At 43.1% G+C, this 18,409-nt stretch carries 17 protein-coding genes; 7 read left to right on the top strand and 10 right to left on the bottom strand.

The window, feature by feature from the left end:
* Window positions 1–625 precede the first annotated feature (625 nt).
* The 6 genes from BIY37_RS06935 (at window position 626) to BIY37_RS06910 (ending at window position 5,931) form a co-directional block, all read left to right on the top strand.
* A complete protein-coding gene (locus tag BIY37_RS06935) occupies window positions 626–1,072 on the top strand; it encodes a hypothetical protein (protein ID WP_070067111.1) in 447 nt (148 codons plus the stop codon).
* 329 nt (window positions 1,073–1,401) lie between these two features.
* On the top strand, window positions 1,402–2,268 hold the full coding sequence (locus tag BIY37_RS06930) for a hypothetical protein (RefSeq protein WP_070067110.1): 867 nt from the start codon (window positions 1,402–1,404) through the stop codon (window positions 2,266–2,268).
* A 530-nt stretch (window positions 2,269–2,798) separates the two neighbouring features.
* Entirely contained in the window at window positions 2,799–3,845 is a 1,047-nt protein-coding gene (locus tag BIY37_RS06925; RefSeq protein ID WP_070067109.1) for a transporter, read from the top strand.
* 526 nt (window positions 3,846–4,371) lie between these two features.
* Window positions 4,372–5,352 carry a toll/interleukin-1 receptor domain-containing protein gene (locus tag BIY37_RS06920; protein WP_070067108.1) on the top strand — a complete coding sequence of 327 codons (981 nt, stop codon included), beginning with the start codon at window positions 4,372–4,374 and terminating at the stop codon, window positions 5,350–5,352.
* Between the two features lie 109 nt (window positions 5,353–5,461).
* Complete coding sequence (locus tag BIY37_RS06915) at window positions 5,462–5,650, top strand: hypothetical protein (protein WP_070067107.1); 189 nt, start codon at window positions 5,462–5,464, stop codon at window positions 5,648–5,650.
* Window positions 5,635–5,931 carry a type II toxin-antitoxin system RelE/ParE family toxin gene (locus tag BIY37_RS06910; protein ID WP_070067106.1) on the top strand — a complete coding sequence of 99 codons (297 nt, stop codon included), beginning with the start codon at window positions 5,635–5,637 and terminating at the stop codon, window positions 5,929–5,931. The genes BIY37_RS06915 and BIY37_RS06910 overlap by 16 nt, the downstream gene beginning before the upstream one ends.
* Before the next feature lie 183 nt (window positions 5,932–6,114).
* On the opposite strand, the gene guaA is transcribed toward BIY37_RS06910, so the two are convergent.
* On the bottom strand, window positions 6,115–7,665 hold the full coding sequence (gene guaA / locus BIY37_RS06905) for a glutamine-hydrolyzing GMP synthase (RefSeq protein ID WP_080324918.1): 1,551 nt from the start codon (window positions 7,663–7,665) through the stop codon (window positions 6,115–6,117).
* A gap of 224 nt (window positions 7,666–7,889) precedes the next feature.
* Between guaA and BIY37_RS14365 the strand changes: the two genes are divergently transcribed.
* A complete protein-coding gene (locus BIY37_RS14365) occupies window positions 7,890–7,991 on the top strand; it encodes a hypothetical protein (protein WP_201789408.1) in 102 nt (33 codons plus the stop codon).
* 309 nt (window positions 7,992–8,300) lie between these two features.
* Here the strand turns inward: BIY37_RS14365 and purM are convergent, their stop codons facing one another.
* From purM to BIY37_RS06860, 9 genes are all read right to left on the bottom strand, one after another.
* Window positions 8,301–9,371, bottom strand: coding sequence for a phosphoribosylformylglycinamidine cyclo-ligase (gene purM / locus BIY37_RS06900; protein ID WP_070067105.1), 1,071 nt, complete (start codon window positions 9,369–9,371; stop codon window positions 8,301–8,303).
* Between the two features lie 141 nt (window positions 9,372–9,512).
* On the bottom strand, window positions 9,513–10,562 hold the full coding sequence (locus tag BIY37_RS06895) for a glycosyltransferase family 2 protein (protein ID WP_070067104.1): 1,050 nt from the start codon (window positions 10,560–10,562) through the stop codon (window positions 9,513–9,515).
* Between the two features lie 43 nt (window positions 10,563–10,605).
* Window positions 10,606–12,027, bottom strand: a complete 1,422-nt coding sequence (locus tag BIY37_RS06890; protein WP_070067103.1) for a B12-binding domain-containing radical SAM protein — start codon at window positions 12,025–12,027, stop codon at window positions 10,606–10,608.
* 397 nt (window positions 12,028–12,424) lie between these two features.
* Window positions 12,425–13,795, bottom strand: coding sequence for a replication-associated recombination protein A (locus BIY37_RS06885; RefSeq protein WP_070067102.1), 1,371 nt, complete (start codon window positions 13,793–13,795; stop codon window positions 12,425–12,427).
* A 76-nt stretch (window positions 13,796–13,871) separates the two neighbouring features.
* Window positions 13,872–14,519 (bottom strand): fructose-6-phosphate aldolase, encoded by a 648-nt coding sequence (fsa, locus tag BIY37_RS06880; protein ID WP_070067101.1) that lies wholly within the window; start codon window positions 14,517–14,519, stop codon window positions 13,872–13,874.
* Window positions 14,520–14,689: 170 nt separating this feature from the next.
* Window positions 14,690–14,830 carry a DUF433 domain-containing protein gene (locus BIY37_RS14360; RefSeq protein ID WP_420886187.1) on the bottom strand — a complete coding sequence of 47 codons (141 nt, stop codon included), beginning with the start codon at window positions 14,828–14,830 and terminating at the stop codon, window positions 14,690–14,692.
* A gap of 430 nt (window positions 14,831–15,260) precedes the next feature.
* Window positions 15,261–16,253, bottom strand: a complete 993-nt coding sequence (holA, locus tag BIY37_RS06870; protein ID WP_070067100.1) for a DNA polymerase III subunit delta — start codon at window positions 16,251–16,253, stop codon at window positions 15,261–15,263.
* Entirely contained in the window at window positions 16,253–16,819 is a 567-nt protein-coding gene (gene cobU / locus BIY37_RS06865) for a bifunctional adenosylcobinamide kinase/adenosylcobinamide-phosphate guanylyltransferase (protein WP_070067099.1), read from the bottom strand. Before cobU ends, holA begins: the two co-directional genes overlap by 1 nt.
* A 26-nt stretch (window positions 16,820–16,845) precedes the next feature.
* Window positions 16,846–17,139 (bottom strand): hypothetical protein, encoded by a 294-nt coding sequence (locus BIY37_RS06860; RefSeq protein WP_070067098.1) that lies wholly within the window; start codon window positions 17,137–17,139, stop codon window positions 16,846–16,848.
* Window positions 17,140–18,409: the final 1,270 nt, after the last annotated feature.

Below are 18,409 nucleotides of genomic sequence, written 5' to 3'. Positions count from 1 at the left end.
GCAATAAAAAATGTGATAGAAAATTACCCTTTCCGTAAGCACAGTACAGTAATGTATTAACAGAAAGTGCTAGAATAATGTTCCTTGTATACCATGAAATTGGATTAGTAAGAATACCAGTAAAGTCTAAATTCTGCAAATGATTTTCGTATAGCGAAAATCGGGACGGGGACATACCCTCCTCCCTTGCACGGTGTTTTCAACACAAAAAATACCCCAAGTCAAAGATAAAAATCACTTTCTGCCCGAACATAGTACTCAGCAACATGCCTTCTCACGCCGTCTATCAACCTGGCTATAATCATGTGTACCGCTTCGACAAACTGACACCCTGCGTTCACTATACAATGATAAATCAAAAACTCTTTGACTTATTCCAGGATTGCATGATATATATCAACCGTGAAATTCAGATAGGATAAGTTTTTTCAGGAAAGTCTATCCATAATAATCTTTTTATTAAAGAAATAGAAACACCTTACGTAAGGGGTGGTACATTATTTTAGTATAGGGCATTTCTTTTGCGAATGTCGTTCTTTTACGGTATCTTTTTAAACGACTATTTTCCAAAGTAACTTCCTGGTTTATAATTGAATTTTATGGGTAATGCTATGGATGAGGAAAAATGCGGACAACTATAAGTAACGTAAATAAGGTACTTGCCTCTATTCAAATCCTCTTTCTTCTCAGCCTTGCCTTGTTTAACAACGGTATTTCCTTTAATACATCAATAGAGCCGGATGAGTTTCCCTGTAAAAACCATGCATGCGGTTGCAAATCTGCGGCTGATTGCAAGGCGCATTGCTGTTGTTCTTCACACGGAAATCTGTTAATGTCTCAATCTGGCGTAAACAAACAAAAAAACAGTTTTCAATCATTCATAGGCAGTCTCAGATGTAAATCAGGAAGTGATGTAATTACTGGTATATATGCCGAGTTTAAATACATACCAGAGGAGTGTTGTGGAATTCCTCAAATACCATTTTTATGTTTTCTTACCAGCGATACCCTGACTCGCCTCTGTGAAATCATGGTATCACCTCCCGAAAAACCTCCACGTTGTCACGTATAAAGTCCAATCTCATATTCTCGTAAACGACGAAAGAAAGTTGCCATGAGGATATTTCGCACTGAAACAATCCCTATATTGGGGTCGTTTTATTGCCGCCCTTGAGGTCTATTACCCGTCAACTTATTTTAGGCGTTTACTAGAACATTGCTAATCAATAGATCCGATACATAGGCAGGATACTACCGGCAACCCGGCATTGGCCTGTTCACAGGGATATCATATTGTATGTTTTTGTTTCCCATCAGCCATCTTCTATGCTTATCTTGCCCATGACGAGCGTGAAAATACGTAATAACTACATCATTTTTAAGAGTTGGAGGAAATATCATATGGTAAAATTTTCAAAACATCTTATCGTTGTCACAATTTTTGCGACACTGATTATATCAGAAAACGCTGTAGCACACACAACAGTTATGTCGAAAAATACTCCTACGAATTACAGCTCTCGTGATGAGCTTGAGGGAACGAGTGGTTTCAATTGGTTTAGTATACCCCATGGATGCGGGGCAACGGCGGTCCACGCTCACGGCACAAAAAATCAGCCTGTACGGGCGCAGAGCGTTGTTTTTCCCAATGGTGAGGACTCTATAGCTGAACGCATGGATACAAAAGAATCCGTAAATCTTCAGGATCATATCGTAGGTAATCCCGTAATGACTCCGAAACCTGCAGTAAACAGTCTCTTCAAAATAATCAAGACGTTGACAGGGCCTGTTCCGGCATTTATTTCACATGGTTCAGAATTAACAGAAGACGTCAGGGCCTTTGTTTTTACCAATGGTAAACTACAGGACGGTTTGCTGGGAGTCATTCCATGGAGCGCATCATTTCCCACGTTTAAATCAGATTCCTGCGCAACGGCGCTGACCGTGTACATTGCTATTGCTAACTATTGCACCAAATCCAGCAACAAGAATGATGACGATCGCGCGGATATATGGTTAGGTCGGTTAACGGAAAAGTTCGACGACGCTGACATCGTATCGGTGGATTTTTGGCCAAACCTCAGAGTCGTACGAGACCTGGAAAAGAATCCTCTACCGGAGGGGTGTGACAAAGGATTTGAGATTGGTGTATATCCTTCCGATGAGGCTATCGATAAATTTCTGCCGATTGCCGGATATTGGCCTGCAAATGGTAATCACGGAGACCATGGAGATCATGGAGGCCACCACGGCGGCCATAACCACTAAAGCCGTTCCTGCGTTCCCTATAGTTTATGGTAGTTCGGTGTTTTCCTTGTAACCTGAATGCAGACAGGAAAAGGACAGTCATCTTTTGCATATTGACCGTTCGCTGGGGAAATTCTGCATTTAATGCATTAAATTTTTAATTACCCTCCTGATCCTCCCGTAAACGAAGGGAAGTCTGTCTCCCTCCCTGTTTACGGGGAGGCTAGGGATAAGGTTAACCAAATACCATTAGCTGCAGGCCTGATTTAATGTTAAGGAATTTCAAAGCTACGGTTGTAGAGCGACGAGGCTTATCGCTCTACAGATACAAAGTTGCCAAATGTCTAATTAAACAAATCCCCGAACCAGAATGGACCGGAAAAGACCGGAGTGGCAAGGTGCGCCTCATTATCACCAAAAAACATTTTTGCTAAAATGTGAGAATATTTATCGCAAACTAAGCCTCCTTCTGCAATGGGGTGCATGGGATCGACTCTGGCGCAAATTACACTTTTTTGATTATACGTTATTCAATTTTCCGAGGAAATATTATGAGAATCTTTGGTACATTTTTTTTAGTCCTCTTTTTTACTTCCGGCGTTGCTTACGCACATGGCGAATGTTGCCTCTCAAGATCGCTTTGCGAGGCAACCACCTCAAATGTCATCACGGCAACAAATTTTGGTCTCTCACTTCAATACGAGTATTCCAATATGGAGACGATACGGGAGGGCAGCCATAGCAGAAGCCCTAATTCAGTATTGGATGATGTTGCTTCAACGTGGCCCAAAATGCCAAAAGAGGAAAAAAGTTTTTCTGTCCCGACACGAATGATTATGCAAAAATATACCCTGCTGGGGACATACTCTGCAACCAAGAGACTCCAATTCATGGCTACAATTCCCTATGTTATCAACGATATGGACATGAAGATGGTAATGAGGAGTCCAATGGGCATGGATATGAAGATGAAGATGGAGATGGATGCCGTCGAGGGGTTTGGAGATATGACTCTTATGGGTCTTTACAAAGTCTACACGGATAATTCTGATTTTCCAACAAAGAAGCTCACTGCCGGCATGGGACTAAAACTTCCAACAGGTAAAAACGACGAAGGGACAGATTCTGGCCATCTTGTCCACGCCATGATGCAGCCCGGTACAGGTTCCTGGGATCCTATTTTTCTTGTCAACTACATGCATACCTTGTCCCCTGTGGTCTTTCAGACCAATCTTATGTATCATGTAACCACAGAAGGAGATGAGGGTTATGAATTTGGCGACAAGGTGTCTCTGGATCTCGTCGCCAGATACCCGATAATCGGTTATCTAAATCCCGGACTGGAGCTCAACCTATTTCATGCTGGACAGGATAAAGATCACGACGGTAAATATTCAAGACCAGATGTATCTCTTATAGACAACCCTGACAACACAGGTATTACCTCTGTTTCAATAACACCCTCTCTTCAGATAAGGATACCAAAAACGGGCGGGAGCATTGATCTGAAATTTCAACAACCTCTTTACCAGCATGCCAGAGGTGTTCAACAGGTAGTGGACTGGAGAGCAATGGCAGCTATTGTTTGGGCATTTTAAAGGAACGCCGTGTTATGAAGGGCTTTACGGTTAAATGTCTCATAGCCCAAACAAATTAGAAAAGACAAAATAGGAATCGCAAAATTTGTACTTCAACCCTGTCAGAGTTTCAAACTCTGACAGGGTTAATTTTGTTCACATCTTTGCTAAAAGTGTCGAATTTGTCTTTGAAATAACCTAAGGGACAACAAGATCTGATACCCAATTTATTTGGTAAAGATAGAGTTGAACCGGGCTACACATCTGGGATTGTTATTATGAATGGAAACCGGAACCAATTTTTCACTTAGTGTTATGCTCTATTTTGTAAAAAGAGCGGCAGGGATATTGAGCATGAATACTTATCCTATTTCTTGTTATCACTCAATCTGTGTTACTAACGAGGTAGAAATTATATTTATAAAGACTTCATAGGTCAATTTAAATGCCTTTTTAGTTGACAAACGTTGTACCTTTTTGTTATTAAAAGGAAAACTTGTTAATAACATTGTTAGCGGTAACACAATACAGGATGAAGGAGTGAACCGTGTGGTACATACATCCGACTGAGAAGTGGATTGAGGAAGTAGTCCGTTTGATGAATGAACAGCAATTGAAGCCGGAAAATTCTCGGTTCATGATTGCTTTTTTCTCGTCACTCGACAATGAGTATGTGGATTACTTTAAAAATAACAAAGACAGGATATCATCATTCAGCGGTAAGAACTTTCACATATTCACGCCACTCATTTATGAAGGGAACATCATTCCGGACGAAGACTGGCGATATATGCGAAATGAATTTAAGACAATGGGAATACCACTCAAGAACGACCCAACTTTTATATTTTTTAGCCTTGAAGGTGGTGGCGTTCCCAAACCGGGTGGCTGGTCAACCTATCACTATTATCCTGAGTTTTTTGCAGGTTTCGCTTGTAGCACCTTTGACAGATTCCCACATAAACTGAAAGAAGCTATCAATGCTTGCATCGAAGTAAAACGGACGCACCATCTTGCACAAAAACTGTCCGAGACTTTTTTATCTGAAAATCTAATTTGGCATGACCGGGTGAATCATCAATTCAAAGAAACAATAACAAGACAACTTCCAAAATCTACAGTCTTTATTAGCCACTCCAGCAAAGACAAAGCATTTGTTAAAAAGCTCATTCATGAACTGTCTTCAGATATTCGATTCTGGATTGACGAGAATGAGATTCTTGCCGGTGCTGATATTCAGCAGACGATTACGAACAGCCTTCGTTCCTGCGACACAGACTACTTGCTTCTTGTGATTTCCAGACATTCAACAGAGTCAAGCTGGGTCAACTTCGAGGTGTCCCAATTTATGGGTTTCGCTGATGGTAAAAACATAATTCCAGTAGTGCTTACAAAAGAAGAGAGTTTCCCCGAACCTATCGATAACCTCATTAGAAGACTGAAATACATAGATTTCTCAGATGAATCAAAGTGGAGTGAGGGCATCGGAGAGTTAAGAAAGGCTTTGCAACCAAAAGGGAACCGCTAACAACCGCATCAACGCGGACTGGCAATTTCGCTGCGCTTCATTGCCAGCCGGTTATGCGCAGCGTTGGATTTTACTTCATTCTATAGGAAAAATTTCCTATAATATTGTTATGAGTACTTTAAAAGACAACATTACAAAAATGATTCATCACTTGCCGGAAGATGCCACACTGGAAGACATCCAATACCATCTTTATGTGCTAGAAAAGATCAGGAAGGGCCAAGAATCCATAAAAAACGGTAAAGGTATTTCCTACGAGGAAGCCAAAGTACGACTTTCAAAATGGATTACAAAATAATTTGGTCACCTGAAGCTTTAGAAGATATAGAGGCAATTGGGGAGTTTATCGCAAGAGATTCTGAGTTTTATGCTGAATCTACAATTCAAAAAATATTTGAAGCTCCTCAGTCGCTAATCCAACACCCCAAAATAGGCAGAGTTGTGCCAGAGGTTGGCGATGAATCTATTCGAGAATTATTTGTTTTCCAATATCGTATCGTTTATGAAATCAAAGCAAATGAGATTCATATTCTTACCGTAATACATGGAAAACGTATGTTCGATAAAGAAAAAATCTAACAAGTTGCTGGAGATTGACGCCCAAGAGCGAGTCTCCGTTCAAGCGATTGTTAAACATAGACAGTTTGTCTTATTCAAACCTGGTTGCTACCTTTGTTGGGCGCAACTCAGCTTTATCGTTGCCCGGTTACGGAAAGAACTTATTTGTTGGATCATACGACCCATTTCATTGCGCAAAAATGCCTACTCCCACTCAATGGTACTCGGTGGTTTGGTACTGATGTCGTAAACTACGCGGTTGACGCCTTTGACTTCGTTGATAATCCGGCTGGAAATAATTTCCAATACGTCATAGGGTATACGGTACCAATTGGCAGTCATAAAGTCGGTTGTCTCTACCGCACGAACGGCAATGACGTTTTCATAACTCCTTTCATCCCCCATAACCCCCACAGTACTGAGCGGTAAAAGTACGGCAAAACACTGGGCTATGGAACGATAGAGACCTGCCTTGCGTATTTCTTCGATAACAATCCTATCCGCATTCCGAAGGATATCGAGGCGTGGCTTTGTAACCTCACCAATAATCCGGATGGCTAGTCCAGGGCCAGGAAAGGGATGACGCCAGACCAATTCTTCCGGCAATCCAAGCGCTTCTCCTATCTTTCGCACCTCGTCTTTGAATAAAAGTCTCAGTGGTTCAACGAGTTCAAAACCTAACTCTGCCGGCAGGCCACCCACATTGTGGTGACTCTTGATGGTGACCGTCGGACCGCCATGGGCGGGGATGCTTTCAATGACGTCGGGATAAAGCGTACCCTGCGCAAGAAATTTTGCCTGAGATATCTTCTTTGCCTCTTCCTTGAAAACCTCAATAAATTCGTGTCCAATAATTTTACGTTTTTTTTCCGGATCAGTTACGCCTTTTAGTTTTTCTAAAAAACGGTTCTGTGCATCAATGGCGTGCAGATCTATAGTAAAGTTTTCTTTAAACGTTTTTATAACCTCATCGGCCTCATAGTTTCTTAGAAGTCCGTTATCAACAAAAATGCAGGACAGGCGATTTCCAATGGCTCTATGGATGAGCGCCGCTGTTACAGCGGAATCGACCCCGCCCGATAATCCACAAATGACCCTTCCCTCTCCAACTTGTTTGCGAATCTCACTTACCGATTTTTCTATATAGGAGTGCATCTTCCAGTCACCGGCGCAACCGCAAATTTCATATAAAAAATTACGAATGATATGATTTCCCTGCGGAGTGTGTGAAACTTCAGGATGGAATTGTACAGCGTAAAAATCCTTCCTTCTATGTTTTACTGCTGCAAAAGGGCAATTATTGGTAAATGCAAGTGATTCGAATTCTGCCGGTAATTCTACCACCTGATCGCCATGGCTCATCCATACAACCGCATCTCTGGCCAATGCTTTGAACAACTTACTTTCGGTGTTGAACGTGCAGGCAGTTTTTCCGTATTCCCTTGCGGTAGTTGGGCGAACGGTAGCGCCCAGCATCTGGCATCCCAGTTGCATTCCGTAGCAGATGCCTAATATGGGTATTCCCAGAGCAGCGATCCCTTCGTCGCATCGCGGGGCATTTTTCGCATACACGCTGGCTGGACCACCGCTGAGGATAATGCCTTTTGGATTGGCCTTTTGTATCTCCGCTATAGTTATCTTGTGTGACACAATCTCACTATAAACGTTATTCTCTCTTACCCGGCGTGCAATAAGCTGGGCGTATTGAGAGCCAAAATCGAGGATTAAAATCTTTTCCTTCTTGTCATCCATCATTTCGTTTCCCGGAACATGAAGTAGTTATTGGAATGATTTCTTGTCTTTTTAGTACCAATGTAAAAATCTACACCCAGAGAGTGTAGTCAGAAAAGGGTGATTTTGTCAGTAAAACACCCTATTGTTACAATATCAGTTAATTTATCCCGATAACATCAATACGGAAGTAACGAAGGAGTCGGTTTCGCAAATTATCGCATACGATATAGCATTGTCAATATCATATTCTATGGATACCAAAATATCGTTTAAGAATTTTCACAGGGCAAGTAGCTGAGGAAGTAAGCAGATGTAGAAGAATATTTTCCGTGCAAAAAAAGTTATGAAGTAATCAATGCTGTCCGGTTGGGGATTTACATACCTTATTGTACTCCTCTCGGAAGATCGTTCCCGCATGTTTTAGGCGGAAATCTATGAAGTCCGGAGTTCACTGGGTACCCGATAAAGCCGTTCAAAAATGATGGAAACCGTACAAATAGAGATCATGAGCCATTATTAGCCTTATAACCTTTGTAAAGACTTTAACATTCCCAGCAAGAGGACGAGGGTGAGGTTAAGCTTACCCAAAGGAACATGATTTATCTTGCCGTCAATATTTATATTTTTGTTTTTTTTCGATCTTGCGTAAAATCTTTTTACACAACATGCACAATCCCGCTTCCTTTTACCACCTCACCAATAACCGTTCCCGGTTCTTTTGCGTGTTTAAGATCGGCTAAGACTGTTTTCACATCATATTTGGATACAACCAATACCATCCCTATTCCCATGTTAAACACACGGAACATTTCCTGATCCTCAATGTTGCCAACGTTCTGAACAATTTTAAATATCTCCGGGATATTCCATTTGTTTCTTTCCAAACGAACGGCACAACCTTGCGGTAAGATACGGGGTATATTTTCCAACAGGCCACCCCCGGTAATATGCGCCATCCCCTTTATGATCCTCCGGGTCTTGTGCTTGCTTAGCACGCTCAGAATCGACTTTACGTAGATCCTGGTTGGTTTCAGTAATTCCGTTCCCAGGGTAGTCTTCAACCCATACTTGTCTAGACTCTGGGTTATCTTCATCTTTGCCTTGTCAAAGAAGACCTTTCTCACAAGGGAAAATCCATTGCTATGGATTCCGCCCGATTGCAAACCAATCACCACGTCTCCGGGTTTTATTGTCTTCCCATTAATAATTTTGTTTTTTTCAACAACGCCGACTACAAAGGCTGCGATATCGTATTCCCCCTCGTGATAAAACCCGGGCATCTCCGGTGTTTCACCGCCAATGAGGGCGCAGCCTGCCTGACGACAACCATCCACAATACCATCCAATACCTCGTGAAGCACCCTTGGCACGATCTTGCTGCTGGCCAGGTAGTCCAGGAGAAACAGGGGCTCGGCGCCCAATACGATGATATCATTGACGCACATGGCCACCAGATCAATCCCGATGGTGTCGTGCTTATCCATCATAAATGCAATCTTTAACTTGGTACCAACTCCATCCGTAGAAGAGACAAGAACAGGTTGACGATATTTCTTCACCCGGGAGTTTAAAGTGAACAATCCGCCAAAACCATCAGGATTTTCAATCACCCTCTGATCAAAGGTCGTTCGCATTTTTGAATAAATATCTGTAGTAAATTGACCTTTTGTGTCAATATCAACTCCGGCATCTCTGTAAGATAGTCCTCTTTTTATTTTTTTTGTCATAGATTATCCATAATTAATCAGGTCTTCAGCGACTTCCCCCCTGTTTCAGCCCATTCACAGGGAATTACGGGAGGGGAATGTTTGAAATTCCTTATCATTAGAGTAGGAGCAAGACGATGGTTCGCTCCTGCAATAAGTAAATTAACGTTTTGTCTCTGTGGCCTCTATGCCTCCGCGTTTTATATTCTCCTTCCACGAAGGGGTTATTGAACCCGCTCTCCCTTTACAAAAGCCCAGACACAAACCATACACATAAGCGGACTCCCGTACAAGCGGTAAGATTGCAAGCACGAATAACGTTTTTAATGACATACGATCCCCGGTTCTTGCCATAATGAAAACGCCTGGCGGAACGTATAAGAGTGTCAAAAAACTGCATAATACCAGGAAGATCACACCCGGCACAAAAGAGACACGTATTCCGTACGGTACGGTAACCAGAAAAGCCAGGAAACTGATAAAAAGCGCCATAAATAGTGTGGGTCTTATCCACAATTTTATATTGAAGGGTATCTGTTCACGAAATTTTAATCCCATTGCATAACCCCAGTAAAACTTCCTCCTCCAAATGCCCGACCATGTGTCGGGATATTGGGTGCTCACGATATTTTCAGGATCATAAACAACCTTGCCTATTCTGCTTAATTTCCATCCTAACTCAGAGTCCTCGCTCCACCAGGAATTTTCATTAAAACCCCCTGAATTTAGTAGTGCATCTCTCTTAATAGCAGAATTCACACCAGACAACTTATTGGGAACGAACGACTTCTTAAATACTCCATTCATTATTTGATCCAGAATGCTTGTAGCATTCGCCAGGGGTTTATCCCTGTTTTGTGCCTGGTAAGCACCGCCTACTGCTACGACACCTGGTCGTTCAAGCTGTGATTTAAACCTTTGCAACCAATCGGCTGGCACCACCGTATCCGCATCCGTTGTGATAATAGCGTCACCGGTGGCTATTTCCAACCCGGAGTTCAGGGCAGCAGCCCTTCCACCGTTCTTCTCCCGTCTAACCAGAATTACGTTTTTACTGAGAAATGTTTCAACAATTTGTGGAGTGCGATCAACCGATGCGTCATCAATAATAATAATTTCCTTGTCTGTATAAGAAAGTGATATGAGGGAGTTCAGGCAGGACAAGACAGATTGTTCCTCATTGTAAGCCGGGACAAGGACCGACAATTTCATGAAAAAACCTTTATCACAGGGTCAGCAAAAAATATTATTATTCCTAAAAAAGCTTTCTGAACATAGCTTTTAAAGAATCCAGGGAACCCAGCCGCCAAATATTTTTCAGGATGAACCGAGGGGTTAAAAAAAATTCAAAATTTGCACGACGTACAGCACTCTCAAGCGCCGTTTTGTCAAGATGAGGATAGGCGATGTTCGCCTCCTTTGCCACATTGACGGGTTTATAATCTCCATAAACAAACAACTTATTTTCTTTAGCAATCTTGTAAAATTCCGTCCCCGGAAAAGGGTTCGCAATGTTATACATAACCTGATCCACCTTCAGCCTCTTTACCTCTTCCATATTTCTTTTAATCGTGGTCATGGTTTCCAGTGGCGAAGCGCCAAACATAATATTAATCTTGGCCGATATGCCGTATTTTTTTACTAAATTGATCGCTTCCTCATTTTTTTTCACATCAATATCTTTCTTTACGTAATCCAATATCTCCTGGTTAAACGATTCAACCCCAAGGTCAATAAACTTACAATGTGCCGATGCCATGGACTTCACAATAGATTCGGTCAGATGATCCGACCGTGCCGAACAGCCCCACACGATGCCAAGGTCTTTAATGCCTTCGCAAATCTTTACCGTTCGTTCCTCTCCCCATACAAACTGGTCATCCTGCACGTTGACGGCCTTGTAGCCCAGGGATTTGAGCAATTTGAATTCCTCAATAATATTTTCTGGCGACCTCTTTCTTACGGGTGGTTTCTTGCCCAGATAGTGTTTGTATTCGAGTTCCCGCGAAAAACTTAAAGAAGACGGGACACAATAGATACAGCGGTATGAGCAGCCCCGGGATGTACAGACGGCGGTAAAGGGCCGCTTCCCTAACTTAGGATTGTAGTAGACATCCCTCTCTTCCAGGAAATGTCTGGCAGGAAAGGGCAATGCGTCAAGGTCTTCAATCGGCTCTCTGTTCGCATTATTCAGGATTTCATCATTTTTTTTGAAAGAGACGCTTTTAATACCGGTACCGACTGATTTTGTCTCTAATGCCCGTATAAGCTCCAGCATCGTGTATTCGGGTTCACCCCGAACGACGTACGTGTTGTCATCTACAACAAATTCTGCGGGTCTGTCAGACGGTGCGGGACCGAAAAAGACAATCGGTACATCTCCCCGAATTTCCCGAATGTCATTGAGCGCCCGAAAGTCGGTATTTTTGGAGAGGTTTACGGAATAGAAACCATAGACATCACTCAGGTCTTCTTTTAAAAATGTTAAAAAATGTCCACGATCCCACTTTTTAATTGTAGTTTCAATATACCGGACTTCATAACCTGCCTTTTCCAGGACTGCAGCAGCACTCAGGAGAAAGATGTTCGGAACATAATAGAGCAGGTATGCACAGCCGGCAACCCGTTCCGGGATATTTCCATCAATGGGTGGTGGTACAAGAAAGGTAATTTTCATACGGGTCATCTTTCTTTCAGGATGTCCGGTGTCTCAAAAATTCTTCATTGACCAATAACGTTAGCGTGTTACCATACTGCTCGTATTCCTCAGCATTATAAGGTCTCTGCTGCATAACCGATACCTGCGGAAAATATCTTCACGAATAATCTCATAACACAACAATACCGCAAACTTCATCATAATTTTCTACGCTACACGATGGGCCATTAGCAACCAAAACAGACCAGGCTTTTAGTACGTCTCCGCCGGTATTCGCTTCATCTGCTCTATCCCAAGAAGTTTGGGCTTTACCAATATCATACACGTGCATCGCTGGCACAACACTGTGGCACTCCCATCAAATCCTGTAAGTATTTTCTGTAGAAAATCCGTCAATACCCGGGGCGACGATTTGCTAAGTGCCGTAAGAATCCTCCCTAAACTGCGTTTCCTTTTCTTTATTCTGGCCTTTTTTATAACAGGCAAGTCGTTCCTTAATTGTCTTATCAAATCCATTATTTGTCGGCTTATAGTATTCCCGCCCTTTTAATTCGTCCGGCAGGTAAGTCTGTTCAGTATACCCGCCATAACTATGCGGATATTTGTAGCCCTTACCGTATCCAAGATCCTTCATTAACGATGTGGGAGCATTACGAATGTGGAACGGCACGGGCAACGCACCTTTCTCTTTGACATCCTTTAAAGCGTTCAAATAAGCTATATAGGAGGCATTGCTCTTTGGTGCGCAGGAAAGATAGGTAACACCCTGGGCAAGAGGTATCCATCCTTCCGGCATACCTACAAAGTCAAATGCGTCCTTTACGGTAATTGCCAGTTGAACAGCCTGTGGATCTGCATTTCCAATATCCTCTGAGGCAAAGATGACCATGCGCCGGGCAATAAAGAGCGGGTCCTCGCCCGCATCCAGCATCCGTGCCAGCCAATAGAGAGCGGCATCGGGGTCGCTCCCGCGCATGGATTTAATAAAAGCGGAAATGACATTGTAATGTTCCTCCCCTCCTTTGTCATAGAGGAGCGCCTTCCGTTGCATTGACTCCTGAGCAGCCTCTATGGTCACTGTCCGCTTGCCACTCTGGTCCGGTTTCGATAGCATAACAGCCGCTTCCAGGGTATTTAAGGCAACCCGGGCATCTCCCTGGGCAAGGCGCGCCATGAAACCGAAGGCATCATCGTGTATTTCCGCTTTCAGATTACCAAGCCCCCGTTCCTTATCCACGAGTGCATTCATCATAATACTCTTAAGATGCTCCTCGGCGAGTTGTTCCAGCACCAACACTTTGCAGCGGGAGAGAAGAGGTGCATTCACCTCAAAGGAAGGGTTCTCGGTGGTAGCGCCAATGAGGGTTATCGTGCCATCTTCCACATGATGAAGAAAAGCATCCTGCTGGGCTTTGTTAAACCGGTGAATCTCATCTACAAAAAGGATGGTTTTTTTATCATAAAACTTTAGCTGCTCTTTCGCTTCTTCAATAACAACCCGGATATCCTTGACGCCTGACAACACCGCGGAAAACGAGACGAAATGGGCATCCATTGCCTGTGCAATAATAAAGGCAAGTGTTGTTTTGCCAACGCCGGGCGGTCCCCAAAATATCAATGACACCAGTTCTCTATTTTCAACCAGTCTGTGAAGAATCTTGCCGGAACCCACCAGGTGCTCCTGGCCAACAAATTCTTTTAACTCCCTTGGCCGCATCCGGTCTGCAAGAGGAGCTTTTTTTGTCGTACGGGCCTTTGTATCAAATAAATCTTTTTGTAGTTTCATTTGCACGGTTCACTCTTCGTGGATTTGTGCACGGTTTCGTTCTGCCACCATAAATTCCGTTATTCGTATTCAGAATCTATTTTTTTGGCACCTTCTCCCAATCCGCCAGGAATCGCTTAACACCGTCATCCGTAAGCGGATGCTGAACAAGCAGGTCAAACACGTTAAAAGGTATGGTGGCAATATCCGCCCCCATGATCGCTGCATCGCGGACATGGACAGGGTTGCGAATGCTGGCAACGATAATTTCAGTTTGAAATCCGTAATTATCATAGATTGTACGGATTTCTTGTATCAGATCCATTCCAAACTGGCCTCTGTCGTCCAATCTCCCGACAAAAGGGCTCACATACGTACCACCGGCCTTCGCTGATAAAAGGGCCTGATTCGACGAAAAACAAAGCGTTACATTCGTCTTAATACCCTCATCAGCTAATCGTTTTACCGCCTTCAGACCATTTTTTATTAAAGGAATTTTGACCACAATGTTGTCCGCAATCTTTGATAGTTCCCGTGCCTCTTTGAGCATACCTTCCGTATCCAGGCTCACCACTTCCGCGCTTACAGGCCCTTTTACAATGGAGCAAATCTCTTCAATCGTTTCACGAAAAGGTCTTCCCGTTTTCGCGATTAATGAGGGATTTGTTGTCACCCCATCAAGGATGCCCAAACTGTGCGCCTCCCGGATTTCTTTCACATCCGCAGTATCGATAAAAAACTTCATCTTCTTTCCTTTCTTATTTCAATGATTGATAACAGAACTTAGGCATCAAGACACGAAGAGTACCTCTGCATCTTCCCGCCTGACGCATGAGAATACCAATAAACACGTGCTACAAGGGTATCTGTTTCCTCAAACAATTTGGTAACCCACACCTTCAACGACCAAAAATCTCATGAAACTATCACACGGATAGGACAAACAACATCTGCCCGCAAAACCTTAGCTGCAAATTTCTCTAAAATTAGCTCTATCGTAATTCGCGTCCCTGCAACAACCAGTTTTCCCGTCATCACTTTTGGGTTTGATACAATCCTCTTTTTCTTTGTTATTTCCTCCGCATAATTATCTGTTCCAACGTGCTTTCAACTATAACTTTTTGCAGGTTCAAAACTTTGTAGTCAGAGCCATAAAATTTCATAATTTGCAGAAATAACCTACTCGTAAATGTAATAACTGTCAAGTTTTTTCCGTTTTTGGTCGACTCTTATATTATTTCAATGAATTATAGACATCCAGGCACACAAGAGATTTGAATATCGTGAAGCCGATGTTACTATGACATTCCTTCAGATTACGGGATCAATGTTTGCTCACCTTAATCATAATTAGGAGTAAAAGCATGCCGGATAGTTATGAATCCTTTCAACCGGGAAATCTCTTTGCACGTACTGTTTATAAATCCCAGGTCTCTTTTTCTGCATAGATTGTTCTGAAAAAGAAATAATCACAAGGATTTTCCACCTATGTACATAATCTAAATACAAGCAGTTCCAGCAGCAACGGTATACTGAGGGAACTGGTCTTACTCTTTATATCGGTTTCCAGCAAAAGCGCATGGTTTTTCGTGAGGTCTTCCTCGCTATAGCGTTTAACCTGCTCAAAAAATCGTTTCGCAAAGAATGGTAATATCTGCAACTCTGATACGACCTTCTGCTCATTTCCACCCTGCTGTAAGATCTGCTTCGCCCGCCACAGCCGCTTAATTTGCCAGGACAATAGGCTGATAATCCTCACCGAATCTTCTCCGTGAGTCAACATCTGGCCAAGGATTTTCAACGCCAACGCTACATTTCTCTGCGCGACAGCTTCCGTTAGTTCAAAAACTGTCCGGCTTCTATCCACACCCACAAGGGCATCAACATCCCTCTCATCGATGGTAGTTTTCTCACCCAGGTAAATGGATAACTTTTCAAGATGTTTATCCAGGATCGCCAGATTGCCGCCTACATCATCCACCAGTTTTTGTGCCGCCGGGGTGGTAATTTCTTTTTTGTACTGTCGTGCATGAGTCTGCACCCAATGGGGCAGAGAGTGTTCCTTTAACTTTTTACACTCAAGAGAAATGCCAACCTTGTCTATAAGGGATGCGACTTTTGTCCGTTTATCCCATTTATGGCATATCAATACCAGATGGGCGCGGCTTGCAGGCGTTTGTACATATTTTTCCAGTATCGCCCGGTTTTTTTCAACAAAAGCGTCTCCCTCTTCTACAAGAACCAGCTTGTTCACGCCCGGAAAGAATGGCACCGTCCTCAGTTCATCAAACACTACACCGCCGGAAATTTCATTCCCATTAAATTCAATCAAAGCGATACCGGGGTCTTTATCCTTCAGGAGATTCGCCTTTGCTGCCGTAAGGGCCTCATGAATAAAGAATTCCTCATCCCCATAAAATACAAAGACCGGAAAAGTCTTACCCTTATTCATCAAGGTCTTAAACTGGTAAATGTCCATTATTTTATCCTCTGGGCGATTCCGGCTACCATGAAATAGACCTCATCTGCTTCGCCAGCAAGTATTTGGTTTGCACAACCCGCAATATCCCGAAACTCGCGGGACAAAGCGTTGTCGGGCACAATACCAAGGCCGACTTCATTCGATATGATAATAACGTCTGACCGCGACTCATGACATACCCGATTGAGTTTCCTGATCTCAGACAGTATCAGCTCTCGTCTCTGTTTTGAAACCTCATCCCGCATATCGGAACAACCGGTTGAATTTGCCGGTTCACCACGTAAAAGCATATTGGTAATATAAAGGGTAATGCAATCGATCAAGATAAGCCCTGCCTTGTCGTTGCAGCCCGAGACAACGGTGTCCACGTGATAAGGGGACTCAAAAGTCTTCCAACTCAGGGGTCGCCGGACGCGATGACTCTGTATCCGCTCACGCATCTCGTCATCGTTAGCCTCTGCAGTGGCAATATAGCTAACTTCCTTATACTTTTTGGCAAGACCTTCTGCAAAAGCAGATTTACCGCTTCGTGCACCGCCGAGAACAAAGGTTATTTTTGCCATTATGTTAAATAATAATCAACTTGATGCTAAACACACAGCGTCAGCAATCCGATACGAATATGCCATTCCCGCGGAAGCAGGAGTCCAGAAAAAACGGGATCTCGGGTCGATCCCGGAATGACAGGCAGGTGTAAAGCTATGCCGCTATGTATAGCAAGGGGCGAAACCCTCTGAACTTGAACAACAAAGACTACAAGCCGCCTGATTATTCCACCAATATGTACGAAAAGCCTTTCATAGAGGGTACCCTCCTGCCATGGAACCCTATCATTTGCGCGAAACACAAAGTGCATACCGAAAAATGTGAATGTCACGGTCATGCACATCCCTTTTGCCATGTGCAGGGCCAACTAATCTATTTTTCATTTTCAGAGGGGGGTCTTCACCACCTGCTGTGTATGATCTGCCCTTTAGGCATAAGAGGTAGCATACCGGTATCTTGCAAGGTAAAACACTTGCCATTTCCATTTCAAAATACCAAGCGAATATCCATCATCTAGATTTGCCGGAAACAACCTTCGGCTCTTTGGGTTTACAGAGAACATTTTCTGCAGACATCAATTCTTTTTCTTCGTCCATCCTCCCGCATCTCTCGTCCCTTATTCATCAGGTCAATGATTCGCACTTTTCGATAATCGGATTTATGAAAAGGTGGCAAATATGATTCCAGAGTCGCAATCCCTTATTCATCAGGTCAATGATTCGCACAGTGCCCCTTGTAACCCTCCTTTTGACAACCACTTGCAAGGCCATTTCCTGTAACCTCCCTTTTTGAGCATAATTTTTTACCTTCACCTCCTTAAAAATTTTAAAAAATCGGTCATAACCGTACCTCTAACAACCTCTTACAATTTTCCTGTAACCCCCCCCTTTTTTTGTCATCTTTTTAAGTTTCGCTCCCCTCACATCGCACACCTCACACACGGGAAACATCCTCCGTACCAGTTAGCTCTCCTGCCTGGTCACGTGAACAGTCCGTCCACAACTAACGCAAATGGTATAGGCTTTACGCTATCTCCCCCCGCCAGTACAATCTTCCAAAACCTGGCCACCATTTTGTGCAGGCAAATAAAGATTAGCCATAATAACATTATTTTACCAACATATCTTCAAATACTGAAGCATTATCTTTGGGTGCCATGGACAAACTCTGTTTGTCCACGTCTTACCATTCGTACCAATGCGTCTATTCGAGTAAACACGGAAAAGCAGAGTTTGTTCATGTTTTATCATTCATTCCAACGCGTCTATTCCAGCAAGCACGGATAAACGAGTTTAGCCGTGCCACCCCTTTCTGCTATTTAGAGATTTATCCTATCAACTACCGTAGCAGGATCTCTTTCTCTATCGTGCCAACTCACGCCAGACCATCTCAAAATTTAAGAAACTGGCGCAAACCCTCGTCTCAGGGTGGCATGGACAAACTTTGTTTGTCCATGTTTTATCATTCACACCAGCGCGCGAATTAAACAAGCACGGACAAACAAGCTTGTCCGTGCCACCCTGCTTTTATTGTCTAGTATAACGTTTCATAGAAACATTGACAAATACTATGTTGTTAGATCGAATTTTTTCCAGCGATGAATAACC

The organism is Candidatus Brocadia sapporoensis, from assembly GCF_001753675.2.
Lineage (GTDB): Bacteria > Planctomycetota > Brocadiia > Brocadiales > Brocadiaceae > Brocadia > Brocadia sapporoensis.
Note: the sequence above shows the minus strand (reverse complement) of the source record. Positions and strands in the feature narration are given on the sequence as shown.

Excerpts from the sequence above, each read along its gene's own strand:
- BIY37_RS06935 (WP_070067111.1), top strand. The coding sequence starts at position 626 with ATGCGGACAACTATAAGTAACGTAAATAAGGTACTTGCCTCTATTCAA.
- BIY37_RS06930 (WP_070067110.1), top strand. The coding sequence starts at position 1,402 with ATGGTAAAATTTTCAAAACATCTTATCGTTGTCACAATTTTTGCGACA.
- BIY37_RS06925 (WP_070067109.1), top strand. The coding sequence starts at position 2,799 with ATGAGAATCTTTGGTACATTTTTTTTAGTCCTCTTTTTTACTTCCGGC.
- BIY37_RS06915 (WP_070067107.1), top strand. The coding sequence starts at position 5,462 with ATGAGTACTTTAAAAGACAACATTACAAAAATGATTCATCACTTGCCG.
- BIY37_RS06910 (WP_070067106.1), top strand. The coding sequence starts at position 5,635 with ATGGATTACAAAATAATTTGGTCACCTGAAGCTTTAGAAGATATAGAG.
- guaA (WP_080324918.1), bottom strand. The coding sequence starts at position 7,665 with ATGATGGATGACAAGAAGGAAAAGATTTTAATCCTCGATTTTGGCTCT.
- purM (WP_070067105.1), bottom strand. The coding sequence starts at position 9,371 with ATGACAAAAAAAATAAAAAGAGGACTATCTTACAGAGATGCCGGAGTT.
- BIY37_RS06895 (WP_070067104.1), bottom strand. The coding sequence starts at position 10,562 with ATGAAATTGTCGGTCCTTGTCCCGGCTTACAATGAGGAACAATCTGTC.
- BIY37_RS06890 (WP_070067103.1), bottom strand. The coding sequence starts at position 12,027 with ATGAAAATTACCTTTCTTGTACCACCACCCATTGATGGAAATATCCCG.
- BIY37_RS06885 (WP_070067102.1), bottom strand. The coding sequence starts at position 13,795 with ATGAAACTACAAAAAGATTTATTTGATACAAAGGCCCGTACGACAAAA.
- fsa (WP_070067101.1), bottom strand. The coding sequence starts at position 14,519 with ATGAAGTTTTTTATCGATACTGCGGATGTGAAAGAAATCCGGGAGGCG.
- holA (WP_070067100.1), bottom strand. The coding sequence starts at position 16,253 with ATGGACATTTACCAGTTTAAGACCTTGATGAATAAGGGTAAGACTTTT.
- cobU (WP_070067099.1), bottom strand. The coding sequence starts at position 16,819 with ATGGCAAAAATAACCTTTGTTCTCGGCGGTGCACGAAGCGGTAAATCT.
- BIY37_RS06860 (WP_070067098.1), bottom strand. The coding sequence starts at position 17,139 with ATGACCGTGACATTCACATTTTTCGGTATGCACTTTGTGTTTCGCGCA.